The sequence below is a fragment of the Rhodococcus sp. NPDC055112 genome, from assembly GCF_053607505.1.
Window position 1 is genome coordinate 22,871 of sequence record NZ_JBSGTR010000056.1, and the last position, 17,756, is coordinate 40,626.

A 17,756-nucleotide genomic window follows, 5' to 3' on the forward strand; every position below is an offset into this window, starting at 1 on the left:
TGGGTCACAAGATCATCGATCTTGTGACCCATCTCACTATCGGGATTCAGCGGCGCAGATACTCCAACTGCACCCGCACGGACTGCTCGGCGACCGGCCACAGGCTCTGATCGACATCGGAGTAGACGTGCTCGACCACCGCGCGCGGGTCTGCGTCGGCGCCGAGGACCTCGAGCGCCGCGCGCACCTGATCGAGGCGCTCCTCGCGGTGGCTCAGGTACTGCTGCGCCACCGTCTGCAGGTCCGGCAGGTCGGGTCCGTGCCCGGGCAGCACCGCGCGGCCCGTGCCCAGGTCGATGAGCGCGCGCAGCGAGGCCAGGTAATCGCCGAGGTCCCCGTCGGAGGCGTCCAGGACGGTGGTGCCCCGACCCAGGATGGTGTCGCCGGTCAGCACCGACCCCTCCCCCTCGATCACGAACGAGGTCGAGTCCTTGGTGTGCCCGGGTGTGCGCAGCACCCGGATCGCGAGGCCGACCTCTTCGATGAGCTCACCGTCCGGCAGGCCCGCATCGGTGTGCGTGCGGAACCGCGGGTCCACGGACCGGACAGGGCTGCCGGTGAGCGCGGCGAATCGCTCGACGCCCCCGGTGTGGTCCCTGTGTCGGTGCGTGATCAGGGTCAGCGCCACCGGGCCGACGGCCGCCACCCGCAGCAGGTGCTCCTCGTCGGCGTCACCCGGATCGATCACCACACATTCCTCGCGGCCGGGCGCCCGCAGGATCCAGGTGTTGGTGCCGTCGAGCGTCATCATGCCCGGGTTGTTCTCCAGCATCACCGCCGCGATCGGGGTGACCTGGCGCAGCTGGGCGTACGCCGGATGTGCCGTGGTCATGGGCTCACTGTACGACCCGGCGGTGCCGCGGGCGTTGGGCCGCATGCGGATTGAAACCTGGCGTCGGCGCCCGTGCGCGGGCCCACCGTCGGCGGGCGATCGCGCACGGGCGCGCCGCGGCTAGCGGACCTCGGCGATGACCTCGACCTCGACCGGCGCGTTCAGCGGCAGCTCGGCCACGCCGACAGCGGATCGGGCATGCACGCCCGCGTCGCCGAATACCTCGCCGAACAGCTCGGAGGCGCCGTTGATGACGCCGGGCTGCCCGGTGAACCCCTCCGCGGAGGCCACGAAGCCGACCACCTTGACGATGCGCACCACCGAGTCGAGCCCGACCAGCGCGTCGATCGCGGCGAGCGCGTTGAGCGCACAGGTGCGGGCGGCGTCCTTCGCCGTGTCCACGGAGACCGCGCCGCCCACCTTGCCTGCCTGCTGCAGTTCACCGTCGATGAAGGGCAGCTGGCCGGAGGTGTAGACGAGGTTCCCGGTCCGTACCGCGGGAACGTAGGCCGCGACCGGCGCCGCCACCGCGGGCAGCTCGATCCGCAGCTCGGCGAGCCTGGACGTCCAGTCGGTCATGCCCGATCAGCCCTTCGGACGCTTCAGGTAGGCCACGTGCTGCTCGCCGGTCGGGCCGGGCAGGACCGACACCAGTTCCCAGCCGTCGCCACCCCACTGATCGAGGATCTGCTTGGTCGCGTGGGTCAACAGTGGAACGGTGGCATATTCCCAGGTAGTCAATTCGCTCATGCCGCTGAGCCTAGTCGGCCGACGCCGCGCTTCCGCGACTTATAGGCTCGGGGGGTGGCAGCACCCGCGACAGCACCCGTATACGAGTGGCCCGCCAAGGCGGACAAGGCTCGGCTGCATTTCGTCTCAGGCAAGGGCGGCACCGGAAAGTCCACGGTCGCGGCCGCTTTGGCGCTCGCGCTGGCCGCGGGCGGCCGGCGGGTCCTACTCGTCGAGGTCGAGGGCAGGCAGTCCATCGCGCAGCTCTTCGACGTACCCCCGCTGCCGCCCGAGGAAACCAAGATCGCCACGGCCGACGACGGCGGCGAGGTCTTCGCGCTCGCCCTCGACATCGAGCACGCGTTCCTCGAGTACCTGGACATGTTCTACAACCTCGGCTTCGCCGGTCGGGCCATGCGCAAGCTCGGCGCCATCGAGTTCGCCACCACCATCGCGCCCGGCCTCCGGGACGTGCTGGTCACCGGCAAGATCAAGGAGTGTGTGGTGCGCACGGACAAGTCGGGCGCCCGGATCTACGACGAGGTCGTCGTCGACTCCCCGCCCACCGGCCGGATCGGCAGCTTCCTCGACGTGACGAAGGCGATGGCCGACCTCGCCAAGGGTGGACCGGTGTACTCGCAGTCCGAGGGGGTGGTCCGGCTGCTGCACTCCGACGAGACGATGGTGCACCTGGTGACCCTGCTCGAGGCGCTGCCCGTGCAGGAGACGACCGACGCGGTCGTGGAGCTGGAGGCGGCCGACCTTCGGCTCGGCACGGTGATCGTCAACCGCAGCGGCACCGCCTACCTGCCGACCAAGGCGATGGCGCAGGCCGCCGACGGCACCATCGACGCGGACGCCGTGCGGGCCGGGCTGGACGCCGCCGGAATCTCGCTGTCCGAGGCCGACTTCGCGGGCCTGCTCACCGAGACCATCGAGTACGCCTCGACGCTGCGCGCGCAGGATGACAGCGCCGCCACCCTCGACGAGCTGGACGTCGCGCGGCTGCACCTGACGGCGCTGACCGACGGCATCGACCTCGGTGGGCTGTACGAGCTGGCCGAGCAGCTGGCCGAGCAGGGCGTCCGATGACCACGACTCTCGATGTCGACGCGATCCTCACCGACCCCACGTCACGGATCGTGGTGTGTTGCGGGGCGGGCGGCGTCGGCAAGACGACCACCGCCGCGTCGATGGCGCTGCGCGCGGCCGAGGAGGGGCGCCGGGTCGTGGTGCTCACCATCGATCCCGCCCGCAGGCTCGCCCAGGCGCTCGGGGTGCGCGAACTCGACAACTCCCCGCAGCCGGTGCAGCTGGCCCCTGGCGCCACCGGCGAGCTGCACGCGATGATGCTGAACATGCGTCGCACGTTCGACGACATGGTGCTCGAGCACTCCGCCCCGGACACCGCGCAGCAGATCCTCGCCAACCCCTTCTATCAAACGGTGGCCACCTCGTTCTCCGGCACGCAGGAGTACATGGCCATGGAGAAGCTGGGTCAGCTGGCCGCCAGCGACGAGTGGGATCTGGTGGTCGTGGACACCCCGCCCTCGCGCAACGCGCTCGACTTCCTCGATGCCCCGCAACGCCTCGGCGCGTTCCTCGACGGCCGGATGATCCGAATGCTCTCCGCCCCTGGCCGCGGGATCGGACGCCTGGTCACCGGCGCGATGGGCCTGGCGCTCAAGGCGGTGAACACCATCGTCGGCAGCCAGATGCTGTCCGACGCATCGGCGTTCGTGCAGTCATTCGAGTCGATGTTCGGCGGGTTCCGGGAGCGGGCCAACCACACCTATCAACTGCTCCGCGCGGAGGGCACCCATTTCCTGGTGATCGCGGCGGCCGAGCCGGACGCGCTCCGGGAGGCGTCGTTCTTCGTCGATCGGCTGTCCACCGAGGGGATGCCGCTGGCGGGGCTGGTGCTCAACCGGACCCATCCGACCCTGACTTCCCTGTCGGCGGATCGGGCCACGGCCGCGGCCGATCAGCTGAAGGAACGGGGCGAGCACCCGTTGGCGGCGGCGGTCCTGAAGATCCACGCCGAACGGGCCCGCACCGCGCAGCGGGAGCTGCGATTGCTCGGCCGGTTCACGGGCGCGCATCCCCGGGTGCCGGTGGTCGGCGTGCCGTCGTTGCCGTTCGAGGTCTCCGACCTCGAGGCGCTGCGGGCAGTCGCCGATCAGCTGACCGGCCGGGGCTGACCGACCTCGTCGACCGCCGCCCGCCGGGGTTGCCGCACCACGAGCGCGGCGGCGCCTGCGGCGACCAGGCAGGCGGCCGCGCCCATGGCGAGCGCGACCCGGCCGCCGAACTGCTCGGCGACGGCACCCGCGATCGGCCCGCCGATCGGCGTCGACCCGAGGAACGCCACCGACCACAGGGCCATCACCCGGCCGCGCATGCCGGGTTCGGCCTCGAGCTGCAGGGTGCTGTTCCCGATGGAGAGGAATCCGACGCTCGCGGCACCGACCAGCACCAGGATCGCCAGCTCGAGCCATAGGGTCGGAGCGGCGGCGGCCGCGGCGATCAGCACCCCGAACAGCGTCGCCGCCCAGACCAGCGCGGGAATCCCGGTCTTGCCGCGGGCGGCGACGAACAGCCCGCCGACCACCGCACCGAATCCCATCGCCGCGGTCATGAATCCGTAGACGCTGGCGTCGCCACCGAAGGTGTCGCGCGCGAGCACCGGCAGCACCACCTGGAACTCGTAGGCTAGGCAGCCGACCAGCGCCATCATCAGCAGCGGGACCAGCAGTGCCGGGGTGCGCCGCACGTACCGCAGGCCCTCCCGCAGCTGACCCGGCCTGCGCTGCGCGGGCGGCGAGGGACGCAGGGCGCCGAGGTCGAGGGTCACCAGCGACACGACCACCGCGACGAAACTGACCGCGTTCAGGAGGAAGCAGAGTCCGAGCCCGCCTGCCGCGATGATGATGCCCGCGATCGCGGGCCCGACCGCGCGGGCCACATTGACCAGGACCGAGTTCAGGCTGACCGCGTTGCGCAGGTCCTCCGGTCCGACCATCTCCAGAACGAACGCCTGTCGTGCGGGGTTCTCGAAACTGTTGTTCACCCCGAGCAGGAACGCGAGCACGTACACCTGCCACAGCGTCACCGTGTGGGTCACCGTCAGAATCCCGAGCACCAGCGCGAGCACGCCCATCATCGACTGCAGCCCGATCATCAGCCTGCGCTTGTCCAGGCGGTCGGCCACGACGCCGCCGTACGGGCCGAACAGCAGTACCGGCAGGGTCTGCAGCGCGATCACCAGGCCGAGCGCGGTGCCCGATCCGGTCAGCTGGAGCACCAACCACGCCTGCGCGACGGCCTGCATCCAGGTGCCGATCATCGACACCGCCTGCCCGCCGTAGTACCGGCGGAAGTTCGGGGTGGCGAGGGACGCGAAGGTGCGGTGCGCGGTCGCGGCGAGCGTGGTCACGGCCGGCCGCGTGCGACGGTGCCCGTCCCGGATCCGGCGGGCTGCGGCGCGATCTCCCTGGCCAGCGACTCGAGCGCGGGCAGCGCGGATCGAAGGGCCTGCGCCTGCTCCTCCGGTAGCCGGGCCAGTGCGTCGGTGAACAGTCGGGTCCGTTCGCCGCGGAGCCTGCGATGCATCAGCTCGCCCGCCTCGGTGACCTGCACCTGCGCGACCCGGCGGTCCCCCGGATCGGTCGAACGCTCGAGCAGGCCGTCGGCCTCGAGCTTGCCGACCACCCGCGAGAGCATGGTGGGGTTCAGTCCCTCGGTCTCGGCGAGCGCGCCCAACCGCAGCGGGCCCAGTCGCGCGACGGTGCCGAGCACGGAGAGCTGCGTCCTGGTCATGCCGTCGCCCGAGACCTGCCGGTCGACCAACCGGGCGATCCGGGCGAGGGCGATCTTGAGGTGGGTGACCTCGTCCTCCGAGTACTCCGCCACCATCGCCGCCCCTCCCACATTAATTGCCTATCGGCAAGCATATAACTTGGGAGGAAACGTGTCGACCGCCTGACGGGAAGGCCCGGCGCTGCAATGATCGGTGCCATGACGGACCTGCCCGACTGGTCGCGCGAGCTGAACCTCGCGCCACACCCCGAGGGCGGCTGGTATCGGGAGACCTGGCGCAGCGACATCACCGTCCCGGCGACCTCCCTGCCCGGCGACTACCCCGGCGCCCGGGCCGCCGGGACCGCGATCCTGTTCCTGCTGATGCCCGGCCAACAGTCCGCATGGCACACCGTGCGCAGCGAGGAGATCTGGCTCCACCACCGCGGCGGCCCGCTCCACCTGGACCTCGGCGGGGACGGCGACCGGCCCGGCCGGGTGACCGAACACGTCCTCGGCGCCGACATCGTCGCCGGCCAGGCGCCGCAGCTGGTGGTCCCGGCGCGACACTGGCAGCGGGCCCGCCCGGCCGGAGACGAACCGGCCCTGGTCAGCTGCGTGGTGGTACCGGGATTCGACTTCGCTGACTTCCGCCTCATCGACGACTAGCGCCCCCTCCGACTCCCACCCCTCAGGTCGATTCTCGTATCGTTTAACGCAATTGCTTACTGCCGCAATTCTTTTGAAGCGCCTATGGGTGTGCGCGGGTGCACCTATGCTCCTCCCCGCATGGGGCGGTGTTCGTCCCATCGAAAAATCTGGAGGTTGGGATGATTCGTTCGGTTGCGGGTCGGGTGGCCGCGGTCGCGGTTACGGCTCTCATGGTCGGTGGAGGTGCGGCGGTCGGATCCGGTACCGCGTCCGCCAATCTGATCGAGGTCATGGTGGTCAAGCGCTTCGGGGATATCTCCGTGACCAGGATCACGAGCGCATACGCCCCTGCGCCCGCGTACGTGCAGCCGGGCAAGGCGATCACGATCACGAACGAGTTCCAGGTCATCGAGGGACCCGATCGACTGCTCACCCGCGTCACCGATCACAGTCCGGAGGGCCTCGAGTACGTCCCGGGCAGCGCGAGGGTGAGTATTCAGCACGGCTACACGTTGCCCGCGGAAAATGTGCCGGTCACACCTGAGCTCGGCCCCGGCACGGTCACGGCGTCGGCCGCACCCGGGGCGGGATGGACGATGACACCCGGTGGCACACGGGTTCTCTTCTCGGCCACCTATCGCGCCCCCGACACCGCCCAGGACGGATCGAGGCCGGCCAACGGCGTCACCTTCGACGTCGCCGGACAGGAGCAGAGCGTGGAGTGGAACCCCAGTAGCCTGCCCATCGAGATCGGCGAGCGACCCATCCCCTCCGGCGGGTCCGGCTCTTCGGACTTCTCCAGTTCCCGTGCCGACACGCCGATCGGGTGATGACGGGGTGACCTGACGCTCACTCAGTCCAGATCGTCCTCGTCACCGCGGGCTGCGACGCGCCGCAGCCCGCGGTTGGCCTCCTCGGGTCGGCGCCCGCAGCGCGGGTGTCCACCCGCTCGCCCCGCATCGCTGCACCACGTCGGCCACGACACGCCACAGGCGTCCGGATCCATCAATGACCCGGCGATCAGCTCATTGGCTCGCGGGGCCGGGACCCCGCGGAGTACATCAGTGTCCACATGCCTACTTGTCGCCGATGCCGCCCCTGGTTCACGGGGCCGGCTCAGGCCGAGCACGAGGCGGGCCTCCCGCAGATAACAGCACGGTCACGTGACCATTAGGTCCACGGGGAAAACCGGCAGGAGTTTCTGCGGGTGAAAAGAATCGAGCGGGTTCTTACAGCCGATATCGCGGGGTGTCGTTACCTCAGCGGACCGGCCCGGCCGGGGCTTTTCGCCCCAGCCGGCGAGCCGGTGTCAGACGGCGTTGGACTGCGACCGCTGGGTGTCGAAGAAGTCGGCCCAGGACTCGACCTCGGGGTGCTGCTTGAGCAGGGCACGGCGCTGACGCTCGGTCATGCCTCCCCACACACCGAACTCGACCCTGTTGTCGAGGGCGTCGGCCCCGCACTGCATGAGAACCGGGCAATGCCGACAAATCGTGGCGGCCTTGCGCTGCGCTGCGCCACGAACGAACAACTGGTCAGGATCAACTGCCCGGCATCTGGCCTGTGCGACCCAAGCGATGCGGGCCTCGGCTTCCTCAACGTCCAACCGGTGGGCCGTGGTGATAACGGTCATTCTGGTGCCCCTCTGCAGTCCAAGCGTCGCCCTCGCTGACGCTCTGGAATTACGTATGACCCGCCGTATCACAGCGAGTCACACCACATTCCTCAACGAGTGTTATCTCTATCACACTCAGAAGACAACTTAGGCATTGAAGATCGCCTAGCGCAAGATGCTGAGGCATTTTTTTGGTACGGACGTCCATCAAGTGCTGCATGCGGCCCACATCTGCAGGTCGCGGACGCTCGTCCACGTAGGCTGTCCCCGTGCCGATCGCAAAAACTGTCGCGAAGCTCGCCGGATGCTCCGCTCTCGCAGGAGCGCTCCTCGCGGGCGTCATGTTCCCCCTGGCCGGCGGGTTCGGAATCCTCTCGAACCGGGCCGCCGATACCGTCGACAACGTCTCGGCCGAGCTGGTACAGGGCGACGCCCCCACCGTCTCGACCATGGTCGACGCGGCGGGCAACCCCATCGCCTGGCTCTATGAGCAGCGCCGATTCGAGGTGCCCAGCGACAAGATCTCCAACAACATGAAGCTGGCGATCGTCTCGGTCGAGGACAAGCGGTTCGCCGATCACCAGGGCGTGGACTGGCAGGGCACGCTGCGCGCCTTCCTGACGAACACCACAAGCGGTCAGGTCCAGCAGGGCGCCTCCACGATCGACCAGCAGTATGTGAAGAACTACCAGCTGCTGGTCGTCGCCAAGACCGACGCGGAGCGCCGGGCCGCCATCGAGACGACCCCGGCCCGCAAGGTGCGCGAGATCCGGATGGCGTTGACCCTGGACAAGAAGCTGACGAAGGACGAGATCCTCACCCGGTACCTGAACCTGGTGCCGTTCGGCAACGCCTCGTTCGGCATCCAGGACGCGGCGCGCACCTACTTCGGGGTCGACGCGAAGGATCTCGGGCTCACCCAGTCGGCGATGCTCGCCGGCATGGTGCAGTCCAGCTCCGCACTGAACCCGTACACCAACCCCGAGGGCGTGCTCGAGCGCCGAAACATCGTGCTCGACACCATGATCGCGAACATCCCCGACCGCGCAGACGAGATCCGCGCGGCCAAGGAGGAGCCGCTCGGCGTCCTCCCGGAGCCGAACACGCTGCCCCGCGGCTGCATCGCCGCGGGTGACCGCGGCTTCTTCTGTGACTACGCGCTGCAGTACCTGGCCAACTCCGGGATCAGTCGCGAGCAGGTCAACAAGGGCGGCTACCTGATCAAGACCACCCTCGACCCCGTGCTGCAGAACTCGGTGCACAGCGCCCTCACCACCACGGCCAACCCCAAGGTCGACGGGGTCGCCGAGGTGATGAACGTCGTGCAGCCGGGGCAGGATCAGCACCGGGTGCTGGCGATGAGCAGCAGCCGGACCTACGGCCTCAACGGCGAGATCAACGAGACCGTGCAGCCGCAGCCGTACTCATTGGTCGGCAGCGGCGCGGGTTCCGTGTTCAAGCTCTTCACCACGGCCGCGGCGATGGAGAAGGGCCTCGGCACCAACGCGACCCTCCAGGTCCCCGGCCGCGCCGAGGTCAAGGGCATGGGCTTCGGCGGCGCAAAGGGCTGCCCGGCCAACATGTACTGCGTCGAGAATGCCGGTAAGTACCCCGCCTCGATGTCGGTGACCGACGCCCTCGCCCAGTCCCCGAACACCGCGTTCGTCAAGCTGATCGAGCAGGTGGGCGTCGCCCCGACCGTCGACATGGCGGTGCGCCTCGGGATGCGCTCCTACGCACAGCCGGGCACCTCCGGTCACGACAACCAGTCGATGGCGGACTTCCAGAAGGAGCAGAACCTCGGCTCGTTCACCCTCGGCCCGACCTGGATCAACCCGCTCGAGCTCTCGAACGTCGCCGCGACCCTCGCCTCGCACGGAAAGTGGTGCCCGCCAACGCCGATCGACTCGATCGTCGACCGCAGCGGCAAGCCTGTCTCCATCACGCAGCAGGCCTGTGAGCAGGTCGTCGAGCCCGGCCTGGCCGACACCCTCGCCAACGCGATGAGCAAGGACGACAAGCCCGGTGGCACCTCGGCCGGCGCCGCCGGATCCGTCGGATGGACGCTGCCCATGGCAGGCAAGACCGGCACCACCGAGTCGCACATGTCCTCGGCATTCGTCGGCTTCACCAACAACCTGGCGGCCAGCGTCTACGTGTACGCGGATTCGCCGACCCCCCGCGAGATCTGCACCTCGCCGCTGCGACAGTGCGGCGACGGCAACGTGTTCGGCGGTAACGAACCCGCAAGGGCCTGGTACCTCGCGATGAAGCCGGTGGTCGACAAGTACGGTCCGACCTCGCTGCCGCCGATCGACCCGAAGTACCAGCGCGGATCGAAGAACGGTCAGGTGCCGGAGGTGGCCGGGATGACCCAGTCGCAGGCGACCGGGGCGCTGCAGGCGGCCGGGTTCACCGTCAACGCCGTCACCATGTCGGGACCGTCGCCACGCGGCAACGTGCTGAGCACCTCGCCCGCAGGCTCGGCGGTACCGGGTTCGGCGATCACCCTCTACGTCAGCGACGGTTCGGCCAAGTCGGCCGCGCCTGCTGCACCGGCGCCCGGGCCCGCGGCGGCGGCCCCGCCGCCGATCCAGATCCCCGGCCTGCCGCCGATCCAGCTCCCCCCGCTGCCGCGCTGAGGCGGCTGCGCCGCCCGTGAGTGCTTGTGGACCCCATAGGGTCCGGAAGCACTCACGGGCGCGGAGCGCCTAGAGCCGGTCCTTGACGGCCTTCGAGACGCGGGTGCCGTCGGCCTTGCCCGCCGCGAGCGCGGTGGCGGCCTTCATGACCTGACCCATCTGCCGCATCCCCGGCCGCTCCCCGATCTCCTCCGCGACCTGTGCGATCGCGGTGTCCGCGACGTCGGCCAGCTCGGCGTCGGTCAACGGGGTCGGGAGGTACTCGTCGATGATCTGCGCCTCGGCACGCTCGGTCGCGGCCAGCTCGCCGCGCCCCGCCTCGGTGTAGATCTCCGCGGACTCGCCGCGCTTCTTGGACTCCTTCGCCAGGACCTTCAGGACCTCTTCGTCGGTGAGTTCGCGGGCCTCCTTGCCGGAGACCTCCTCGGTCTGCACGGCGGCGAGCAGCATCCGCAGGGTCTGCAGACGGAGCGCGTCCTTGGCCTTCATGGCGGCCGTCATGTCGGCCCGGAGGGTGGATTTGAGGGAGGAAGTCGAATCGGACATGGTGCCGAACGCTACGCGCTCCGTGCACTGACGCGCATGTCGATTGCACCCGCTGCGTATCCTGAAATGGTGTTAGACGACTCACGCAACGTGCTCCGGGGAACAGCGGCCGGACTGGCGGGCGCCGCGGCGCTCGGAATCGGGTATGCCTCGCTGATCGAGCGGAACGCATTCACCCTGCGTGAGGTCACCATGCCGGTCCTCGAACCGGGGTCGTCGTCGCTGCGGGTGCTGCACATCAGCGACCTGCACATGATGCCGAATCAGAAGCTCAAGCAGAACTGGCTGCGCGAGCTCGACCGGCTCGACCCCGACCTGGTGGTGAACACCGGCGACAACCTGTCGCACCAGCGTGCGGTGCCCGCAGTGGTGCAGTCGCTGAGCAGCCTGCTCGGCCGCCCCGGGTTGTTCGTCTTCGGCAGCAACGACTACTTCGCCCCGAAGCCGAAGAACCCGTTCAAGTACTTCAAGAAGGAACACAAGCGCACCCACGGCGAGCCCCTGCCCTGGCAGGACCTGCGCGCGGCCTTCACCGAGCGCGGCTGGCTGGACGTCACGCACACCCGGCGCGAGCTGGAGGTCGCCGGGATCCGGATCGCCACGGCGGGCGTCGACGATCCGCACCTCAAGCGGGATCGCTACGACACCATCGCCGGGCCGCCGAACCCGATGGCCAACCTCAAGCTCGGCATCACCCACTCGCCGGAGCCGCGCGTGCTGGACCGGTTCGCGGAGGACGGTTACGACCTGGTGCTCGCCGGACACACCCACGGCGGCCAGCTGTGCCTGCCGTTCTACGGTGCGCTGGTCACCAACTGCCAGATCGACCGCTCGCGGGTCAAGGGCCCGTCCAAGTGGGGAGCGCACACCCAGCTGCACGTCTCCGCTGGCATCGGCACCTCCCCGTACGCGCCTGCCCGGTTCTGCTGCCGCCCGGAGGCGACGCTGCTGACCCTGGTCGCGGCGCCGAACAAGGGCCCCAGTAAGGGCGTGCGACCAGGCGTTTCGTCTTCCGCGGCAGTCGTGCGCTAGACTTTCGCTCGCTGCCCGATGAGGGCAGATGCAGGGCACGGGGTGTGGCGCAGCTTGGTAGCGCGCTTCGTTCGGGACGAAGAGGTCGTGGGTTCAAATCCCGCCACCCCGACAGTGCTTTCGAAGGCGTCATCCGCTCAGGCGGGTGGCGCCTTCGCTGCGTTCGGGCCCCGGCCACATCGGTTTCACACGGGCTTTGCCGCGACCTCAGGCCGCTCGTGCCTCGCGCCGGTACGCCCCGGGAGCGAGCCCGTACTCGCGCTTGAACGCCTTCGCGAAGGCGAACTCCGAGCCGTATCCGGCCCGGCCCGCGACCACGCTCAGCGGGGCATCCGATTCGCGCAGCAGCCGAGCCGCCGTCGTCATCCGCCATCGGGTCAGGTAGGCCATCGGCGGCTCCCCGACCAGCGCGGTGAAGCGCCGGGAGAACGCCGCCCTGGACAGCCCGGCGCGGTCGGCCAGCGACTCGACCGACCACGCGGCCGCGGGATCGTCGTGGATCGCCGCCAGCGCGGGCGCGACCGCTCGGTCGGCGAGCGCGGCGGCCCAGCCCTCAGCGCTCGCCGACGGCTGGGCCTCGAACCAGGCCCGCAGGATGTACAACAGCAGTGAGTCGATCAGCGTGGGCACGATGCCGTCCGATCCGATCCGCGGGTTCTCCAACTCGGCCCCGAGCAGCTGCACGGCCGCGCTGAGCTCGGGATGCCTGCCGTGCCCGGTCTGCAGGTGGACCACCTCCGGCAACTGCCGCACCAGCGGGTGCGGGCGCCGCTGGTCGAGGTGGTAGTTGCCGCACAGCAAGCTGGTCAGCGGCCCGTCGCCGCCCAGCGACACCGTGCCGATCGGTGAGCCCGGGTCGAACCGCTGGGCGGTCTCCTGCACCGGCGGGGTGGTCGGATGGTCGGCAAGGATGTGCCCGCGCCCGTCGCGCAGGAAGATCACGTCGCCCGGGCTCAACGCGATCGGCGACAGGTGCGGCGAATCCTCCAAGGGCACCAGCCAGCAGGTGCCGTGCAGCACCACGTGGAATCCCGCCCCGGCGACCGGCGGCAGCCGCAGGCCCCACGGGGCACGACCGTCGGTGCGCACGGACGACGGATGCCCGGTACGCATCGAGCCCAGCGCCTCGGTCAGGATGTCCACGCGGTGCCTCCTCGTCTCGACGGCAACGATACGGTCCTGGCATCGGCGCTCACGCGACCGTGAGCACCACCTTGCCCTGGGTCCGGCCCGAGCCGACCAGCTCGTGCGCCCGGCCCGCCTCCGCCAACGGGAACGTCGCGTCCAGGTGCGGACGGATCCGACCGGCGTCGACGAGTGCGGCGATCGCCTCGAGCGAGGCGTAGTCCGGCTCCACCGACACCCCGGCGAAGCGCCGCCCCGCGGCCTCGACTTCCGCGGCGAGCTGCCGGTCACCGTGCTCCATGATGCTGACCAGCGTGCCGCCCTGGCGCAGCACGCCAAGCGAGCGCCTGCCCTGCGAGGTGGAGTCGAAGACCACGTCGACGTCGCGCACCACCTCCGCGAAATCGGTCTCGCGGTAGTCGATCACCTCGTCGGCGCCCAGACCGCGCACGAACTCGTGCCGGGACGCACCGGCCAGGGCGATCACGTGCGCGCCCCGCGCCTTGGCGATCTGCACCGCGAGGTGGCCGACGCCGCCTGCCGCCCGGGTGATCAGCACCCGGTCGCCCTCGCCGACCCGCGCCGCGTCCACCAGCCCCTGCCAGGCGGTGAGCCCGGCGAGCGGGAGTGCGGCCGCCTGCACGTGGTCGATGGTGGCCGGCTTGCGGGCCACCTGCCGCGAGGGGGCGACCACGTACTCGGCATAGCCGGTGGCCGCACGGGGGAAGAACGGCATCCCGAACACCTCGTCGCCGACGCGGAACCGGGCGCCGGGCCCTGCCTCCTCGACAACGCCCGAAACGTCCCAGCCGACCCCGAAGCTCGGCTCACCCAGCAGCGGGTACGCACCCGACCGCACCGCCACGTCCACGGGGTTCACCCCGCTCGCGTGCACCCGGATGAGCACCTCGCCGCCGCGCGGCTCCGGCCGCTCGATCTGTACGGCCTCGAGCACCTCGGGGCCGCCGAACTCGTTCTGGATGACTGCCAGCATTGCGAACACTCCTCTGTCGATCGGGTTGGTGTTCTCAACCGTAGGGAGATCTGACGAGCCGGAGAATGTCTCAATTGCTTGGAAACATGTCCGATCGTCGCGCCTGCAAGCATCCTCGGCAGCCGGGCCGTCGCGGCCCCACCGCTCCGGTCACTCGCCCGCGCGCACCGCGTAGTCCGCCAGCGCCGGCTCGATGAGGTCGAAGGCCCGCCGCCCCGATTCACCGACGCGCTCGGCGATCTCGCCGTTGCCGAGACCGTCGAGCGTGAACCGCACGACGTCCCCGAAGAGCACCCGGTGGACGCCACCGAGCACGGCAGCGACCGCGCGTGCGGTGATGTCACCCGGCACCGCGCCGGTCTCGACCGCCAGGACCGCCGCCAGCGATTCCTCGCGCTGCTCGTTCAGCTCACGCAGCCGCGCGGTCAGGGTGGGGCTGTCGGCGATCATCCGGGCGAAGGGCATCCCCGAGAAGCCGATCACGGGATCCTGGCGCTGCACGTCCGCCGCGAAGACCCGGCGTAGCGCCGCCAACGCGGACTCCCCCGGCTCTCGTTCCGCCACCGTCCTCGCGAGCCCGAACGTGAACACCTCGTGGTGATCGAGGGCCAGATCCTCCTTGCGCGCAAAGTAGTTGGTGACGGTCTTCTTGGCCACCCGCGCCGCGGACGCGATGTCCGCGATGGTCGTCTCCTCGAATCCGCGCTCGAGGAACAGCTCGGTCGCCCGGTCAGAGATCTCCTGCCGGGTCTCCTGCTTCTTCAGTTCCCGCAACCCCACGCCATCTGCCATGAGTGCAGCCTCCCATAGGTTGGACGTCTTTTTATATCCAACGTAAGAATTTCATTGACCTTAGATGCGTCGAATGTATAATTACGTCCGTTGTAAGTTTTCAACCGACAGAACAGGGGCTCCCGTGACCGCCAACCCGCACTCCCTGCCCAGCACCCTCGCCGCCGCATCCAACACCCCGGGTGCACCGAAGCTCCCCCGGTCCCGCCGCCCGCACCAGCCACTCCCCGGCCGCGCCAATCCGGTACGCCGCCCATTCGGCGCACCGCGGCGCCACGGCTACTGACCTCGGGTACCCCGCCGCGCCACACCCTCACCCACCTCTCTCGGAGGAGACACCCATGCAGGTCACCGCTTCCACCATCTCGCTCACCGTCGACGACGTCGCCGCGTCGAGCGCGTTCTTCGTCACCCACCTCGGCTACCGCGAGCAGGCCGCGGCGGACGGCTTCGCCTCACTGAACCGGCCCGACGCGGCGGTCGACATCGTCCTGCTCCAGCGCGGGATCGAGGTGCTGCCCGAGGGGTTCCGCGACCGCCACGCGGACGGCCTCATCCTCGCGTTCACCGTCGACGATCTCGCCGCGCAGGAGGCCCGGATCAAGTCGGAGGGCGTCGAGATCACGATGGCGCTGCGGGAAGAACCCTGGGGCGAGAAGTTGTTCCAGGTGACCGACCCCAACGGCATCGTCGTCCAGTTCGTCGAATGGGCCGACCAGGACGCGCCCGAGGGCGCGGCGGCGCTCGCCTGAAGACCCCCGCTCGCCCGAGGCCCTCCGGTGCCGTCCCGACCTCGGGGCGCGCCGGAGGGCTCCGGCGATCCACACCATCACCCCGCGAAGACCATCATCTTTCGCTCGACTTCTCGGTGATCCAGGCCGGTTCCGCACCGCCATCTTGCGGCACCGTTGCGATGCCCGCGTCCGCGCGGAGACCCGCGGGGATCCACCGCGCCGGCACGAGCGCTATGTGCTGTAATAGCGAGGCTTGGGGGGGATTCCGGAGGGGGAATGATGTCCGATCCATTGCAGGTTGGCCCTGCCGATCTCGATGCGTTTCCATCGACGGTGCGTGATCCCGCCGATCAGAACGAGTCCGCCCGGGACTTTCGGGGCGAATGGCTGAACCTGTCCAGCACGAGTGGCCGCCTCTTCTTCGCGATCACCCAGGCAATTCAGAAGACGCGGTGCAGGCTCGACGCCAACTGAACGGAATCCGAGTCACTCATTGCTCACCAAATAGAGAGTGACCCTGGACATCTGGACCGAACTCCGGTCCACGATCCGGGCAGGCGCCACGAGCGCTGGGGGTTCCCTTTTCGTTCGGCGACCTTGCCGCGCCCAAACGCCACCGAATACGATTGACGCACGTCACAGGTGCCTTGTTCGGGGCGCCGTCGCGGTCCGGTCGGCACCGAGGTCCGGCGTTCTCGGACAGTGGGGAGCATCGCACGACCGCACGCAATGCGGAGCCGGCCCCGACGGACGGAGAGCGTGATGACTGAGGTGAGCGACGACCTCGGTGTGCTGAGGTCGGCGATCGGCGGGCCGGTGTTCGGCCCCGACGACACCGGATACGACGAGGCCAGATCGATCTGGAACGGCGACATCGATCGCCGTCCGCTCTGCGTCGCGCGATGTGTGTCCGCTGGTGACGTCGGTTCCGCGCTTGGCTTCGCCCGGGATCGGGGACTCGAGGTCTCGATCCGGGGCGGCGGGCACGCCTACAGCGGCACCTCCATCAGCGAGGGCGGCCTGATGATCGACCTCAGCGCGATGAACGGCGCCTCGGTGGAACCCGAGACCGGGATGGCACGGATCGGCGGCGGCGCCACGATGGCCGACCTGGACGCCGCGACCCAGGCACACGGGCTGGCCGTGACCGGCGGGGTGATCAGCCACACCGGGGTCGGCGGGCTCACCCTCGGCGGCGGCATGGGTTGGCTGACCCGCCTCGCGGGGCTGTCCATCGACAACCTGGCCTCGGCCGAGGTGGTGCTCGCGGACGGCAGCGTCGTCCGGGCCTCCGACGACGAGCACCCCGATCTGTTCTGGGCGCTGCGAGGCGGCGGCGGGAACTTCGGGGTGGTCACCGAGTTCGAGTACCGCCTCCACCCGGTCGGCCCCGAGGTGAACCTCGGGTTGTTCTTCTGGTCGCTCGACGACGGCGCCGCCGCGCTTCGCCTGTGCCAGGAATTCATCCCGACACTGCCGGCAAGAGCCGGCTGCCTGATCGCGGCCGGGATGTGCGCGCCGCCGGAACCCTTTGTGCCCGAGGAGTTCCGGGGAATGCCCGGCCACGCGCTCATCATCGCCGGATACTCGTCGTCGGCAGAACACGCGTCCACCGTGGCACCGATCAGGGACGCCCTGGCGCCACTGTTCGAGTTCGTCACCCCGATCCCCTACACCGGACTGCAGCAGATGCTCGACGGCGCCGCACCCTGGGGCATCCTCGGGTACGAGAAGGCGCTCGACCTCGATGCCCTCACGGATGAGGTGATCGCCGTGATCGTCGAGCAGGCGCCACGCAAGAGCTCTCCGCTCTCGTTCATGCCGATCTTCCGCCTCGACGGGGCCTTCACGGCGGTTGGAGAGGAGGACACGGCCTTCGGCGGCGCCCGCACGCCGCACTACGTCTGCAACATCACCGGAATGTCCGACACCCCAGAGGTATTCGCCGCGGACAGGGCCTGGACCCGATCGATCTGGGAGGCACTCCGACCGCTCTCGTCGAACCAGGGCAGCTACGTCAACTTCATGGCGGAACCCGACGAGGACCGGGTCCGTGCCGCGTACGGCCCCGGCAAGTACGACCGGCTGGCCGCGGTCAAGACACGTTACGACCCCGGCAACACCTTCCACCTCAATGCCAACATCAGGCCGGCCTGAGCAACGGGGCTAGTTGTACTGCCCAGGCAGGTTGGTTGAGGGATTGCGACGACACGCTGTGACTGGTCGTTGAACAGCGAAGGTCTCCTGTCGTGAAGTGGAGCTGCTT

Annotated in this window: 19 protein-coding genes and 1 tRNA gene; 10 read left to right on the top strand and 10 right to left on the bottom strand. The window is 69.4% G+C overall.

All coding sequences use genetic code 11. The annotated features are described in order from the left end of the window. Window positions 1–46: 46 nt before the first annotated feature. From ACWFRB_RS20830 to ACWFRB_RS20840, 3 genes are all read right to left on the bottom strand, one after another. Window positions 47–832, bottom strand: coding sequence for an MBL fold metallo-hydrolase (locus tag ACWFRB_RS20830; protein WP_452643163.1), 786 nt, complete (start codon window positions 830–832; stop codon window positions 47–49). 120 nt (window positions 833–952) lie between these two features. After that, a complete protein-coding gene (locus tag ACWFRB_RS20835) occupies window positions 953–1,411 on the bottom strand; it encodes a RidA family protein (protein ID WP_072750450.1) in 459 nt (152 codons plus the stop codon). A gap of 6 nt (window positions 1,412–1,417) precedes the next feature. Further along, the gene (locus ACWFRB_RS20840; protein WP_072750449.1) at window positions 1,418–1,582 is read right to left on the bottom strand and encodes a DUF4177 domain-containing protein; all 165 of its coding nucleotides are present in this window, start codon (window positions 1,580–1,582) and stop codon (window positions 1,418–1,420) included. Window positions 1,583–1,636: 54 nt separating this feature from the next. On the opposite strand from ACWFRB_RS20840, the gene ACWFRB_RS20845 reads away from it, so the two are divergent. Beyond that, window positions 1,637–2,653 carry an ArsA-related P-loop ATPase gene (locus ACWFRB_RS20845; RefSeq protein WP_452643164.1) on the top strand — a complete coding sequence of 339 codons (1,017 nt, stop codon included), beginning with the start codon at window positions 1,637–1,639 and terminating at the stop codon, window positions 2,651–2,653. After that, window positions 2,650–3,762 (top strand): ArsA family ATPase, encoded by a 1,113-nt coding sequence (locus ACWFRB_RS20850; RefSeq protein ID WP_452643165.1) that lies wholly within the window; start codon window positions 2,650–2,652, stop codon window positions 3,760–3,762. Before ACWFRB_RS20845 ends, ACWFRB_RS20850 begins: the two co-directional genes overlap by 4 nt. Here the strand turns inward: ACWFRB_RS20850 and ACWFRB_RS20855 are convergent. Both ACWFRB_RS20855 and ACWFRB_RS20860 read right to left on the bottom strand, forming a co-directional pair. Next, entirely contained in the window at window positions 3,741–4,997 is a 1,257-nt protein-coding gene (locus ACWFRB_RS20855) for an MFS transporter (protein ID WP_452643166.1), read from the bottom strand. The two genes, ACWFRB_RS20850 and ACWFRB_RS20855, sit on opposite strands and share 22 nt — an antisense overlap. Next, the gene (locus ACWFRB_RS20860; protein ID WP_452643167.1) at window positions 4,994–5,491 is read right to left on the bottom strand and encodes a MarR family winged helix-turn-helix transcriptional regulator; all 498 of its coding nucleotides are present in this window, start codon (window positions 5,489–5,491) and stop codon (window positions 4,994–4,996) included. The genes ACWFRB_RS20855 and ACWFRB_RS20860 overlap by 4 nt, the downstream gene beginning before the upstream one ends. A gap of 87 nt (window positions 5,492–5,578) precedes the next feature. Between ACWFRB_RS20860 and ACWFRB_RS20865 the strand changes: the two genes are divergently transcribed. Both ACWFRB_RS20865 and ACWFRB_RS20870 read left to right on the top strand, forming a co-directional pair. Beyond that, complete coding sequence (locus ACWFRB_RS20865; RefSeq protein ID WP_452643168.1) at window positions 5,579–6,028, top strand: cupin domain-containing protein; 450 nt, start codon at window positions 5,579–5,581, stop codon at window positions 6,026–6,028. A gap of 161 nt (window positions 6,029–6,189) precedes the next feature. Further along, on the top strand, window positions 6,190–6,840 hold the full coding sequence (locus tag ACWFRB_RS20870; RefSeq protein ID WP_452643169.1) for a hypothetical protein: 651 nt from the start codon (window positions 6,190–6,192) through the stop codon (window positions 6,838–6,840). Between the two features lie 479 nt (window positions 6,841–7,319). Here the strand turns inward: ACWFRB_RS20870 and ACWFRB_RS20875 are convergent, their stop codons facing one another. Continuing rightward, the gene (locus ACWFRB_RS20875) at window positions 7,320–7,643 is read right to left on the bottom strand and encodes a WhiB family transcriptional regulator (protein WP_077043079.1); all 324 of its coding nucleotides are present in this window, start codon (window positions 7,641–7,643) and stop codon (window positions 7,320–7,322) included. A 251-nt stretch (window positions 7,644–7,894) separates the two neighbouring features. On the opposite strand from ACWFRB_RS20875, the gene ACWFRB_RS20880 reads away from it, so the two are divergent. Continuing rightward, window positions 7,895–10,267 (top strand): penicillin-binding protein, encoded by a 2,373-nt coding sequence (locus ACWFRB_RS20880; protein WP_452643170.1) that lies wholly within the window; start codon window positions 7,895–7,897, stop codon window positions 10,265–10,267. 69 nt (window positions 10,268–10,336) lie between these two features. Here ACWFRB_RS20880 and ACWFRB_RS20885 read toward each other — a convergent pair whose 3' ends face one another. Further along, complete coding sequence (locus ACWFRB_RS20885; RefSeq protein ID WP_077043081.1) at window positions 10,337–10,813, bottom strand: GatB/YqeY domain-containing protein; 477 nt, start codon at window positions 10,811–10,813, stop codon at window positions 10,337–10,339. A 69-nt stretch (window positions 10,814–10,882) separates the two neighbouring features. Between ACWFRB_RS20885 and ACWFRB_RS20890 the strand changes: the two genes are divergently transcribed. Then, complete coding sequence (locus tag ACWFRB_RS20890) at window positions 10,883–11,845, top strand: metallophosphoesterase (RefSeq protein ID WP_452643171.1); 963 nt, start codon at window positions 10,883–10,885, stop codon at window positions 11,843–11,845. A gap of 38 nt (window positions 11,846–11,883) precedes the next feature. Beyond that, a tRNA-Pro gene (locus tag ACWFRB_RS20895) sits at window positions 11,884–11,957 on the top strand. 95 nt (window positions 11,958–12,052) lie between these two features. Here ACWFRB_RS20895 and ACWFRB_RS20900 read toward each other — a convergent pair. The 3 genes from ACWFRB_RS20900 to ACWFRB_RS20910 form a co-directional block, all read right to left on the bottom strand. Next, entirely contained in the window at window positions 12,053–12,988 is a 936-nt protein-coding gene (locus tag ACWFRB_RS20900; RefSeq protein ID WP_452643172.1) for an AraC family transcriptional regulator, read from the bottom strand. 49 nt (window positions 12,989–13,037) lie between these two features. Beyond that, window positions 13,038–13,964: an NADP-dependent oxidoreductase gene (locus ACWFRB_RS20905; protein WP_452643173.1), complete on the bottom strand. Its 927-nt coding sequence runs from the start codon at window positions 13,962–13,964 to the stop codon at window positions 13,038–13,040. 150 nt (window positions 13,965–14,114) lie between these two features. Further along, entirely contained in the window at window positions 14,115–14,756 is a 642-nt protein-coding gene (locus ACWFRB_RS20910) for a TetR/AcrR family transcriptional regulator (protein WP_452643174.1), read from the bottom strand. 341 nt (window positions 14,757–15,097) lie between these two features. Between ACWFRB_RS20910 and ACWFRB_RS20915 the strand changes: the two genes are divergently transcribed. The 3 genes from ACWFRB_RS20915 (at window position 15,098) to ACWFRB_RS20925 (ending at window position 17,647) form a co-directional block, all read left to right on the top strand. Further along, complete coding sequence (locus ACWFRB_RS20915; protein WP_452643175.1) at window positions 15,098–15,508, top strand: VOC family protein; 411 nt, start codon at window positions 15,098–15,100, stop codon at window positions 15,506–15,508. Between the two features lie 258 nt (window positions 15,509–15,766). Beyond that, entirely contained in the window at window positions 15,767–15,964 is a 198-nt protein-coding gene (locus ACWFRB_RS20920; protein WP_452643176.1) for a hypothetical protein, read from the top strand. Between the two features lie 288 nt (window positions 15,965–16,252). Continuing rightward, window positions 16,253–17,647, top strand: coding sequence for an FAD-binding oxidoreductase (locus tag ACWFRB_RS20925; protein WP_452643177.1), 1,395 nt, complete (start codon window positions 16,253–16,255; stop codon window positions 17,645–17,647). Window positions 17,648–17,756: the final 109 nt, after the last annotated feature.

Bases quoted from the DNA above. Each gene is read 5' to 3' on its own strand.
- ACWFRB_RS20830 (WP_452643163.1), bottom strand. From the start codon at position 832: ATGACCACGGCACATCCGGCGTACGCCCAGCTGCGCCAGGTCACCCCG.
- ACWFRB_RS20835 (WP_072750450.1), bottom strand. From the start codon at position 1,411: ATGACCGACTGGACGTCCAGGCTCGCCGAGCTGCGGATCGAGCTGCCC.
- ACWFRB_RS20840 (WP_072750449.1), bottom strand. From the start codon at position 1,582: ATGAGCGAATTGACTACCTGGGAATATGCCACCGTTCCACTGTTGACC.
- ACWFRB_RS20850 (WP_452643165.1), top strand. From the start codon at position 2,650: ATGACCACGACTCTCGATGTCGACGCGATCCTCACCGACCCCACGTCA.
- ACWFRB_RS20865 (WP_452643168.1), top strand. From the start codon at position 5,579: ATGACGGACCTGCCCGACTGGTCGCGCGAGCTGAACCTCGCGCCACAC.
- ACWFRB_RS20870 (WP_452643169.1), top strand. From the start codon at position 6,190: ATGATTCGTTCGGTTGCGGGTCGGGTGGCCGCGGTCGCGGTTACGGCT.
- ACWFRB_RS20875 (WP_077043079.1), bottom strand. From the start codon at position 7,643: ATGACCGTTATCACCACGGCCCACCGGTTGGACGTTGAGGAAGCCGAG.
- ACWFRB_RS20885 (WP_077043081.1), bottom strand. From the start codon at position 10,813: ATGTCCGATTCGACTTCCTCCCTCAAATCCACCCTCCGGGCCGACATG.
- ACWFRB_RS20905 (WP_452643173.1), bottom strand. From the start codon at position 13,964: ATGCTGGCAGTCATCCAGAACGAGTTCGGCGGCCCCGAGGTGCTCGAG.
- ACWFRB_RS20910 (WP_452643174.1), bottom strand. From the start codon at position 14,756: ATGGCAGATGGCGTGGGGTTGCGGGAACTGAAGAAGCAGGAGACCCGG.
- ACWFRB_RS20915 (WP_452643175.1), top strand. From the start codon at position 15,098: ATGCAGGTCACCGCTTCCACCATCTCGCTCACCGTCGACGACGTCGCC.
- ACWFRB_RS20920 (WP_452643176.1), top strand. From the start codon at position 15,767: ATGATGTCCGATCCATTGCAGGTTGGCCCTGCCGATCTCGATGCGTTT.
- ACWFRB_RS20925 (WP_452643177.1), top strand. From the start codon at position 16,253: ATGACTGAGGTGAGCGACGACCTCGGTGTGCTGAGGTCGGCGATCGGC.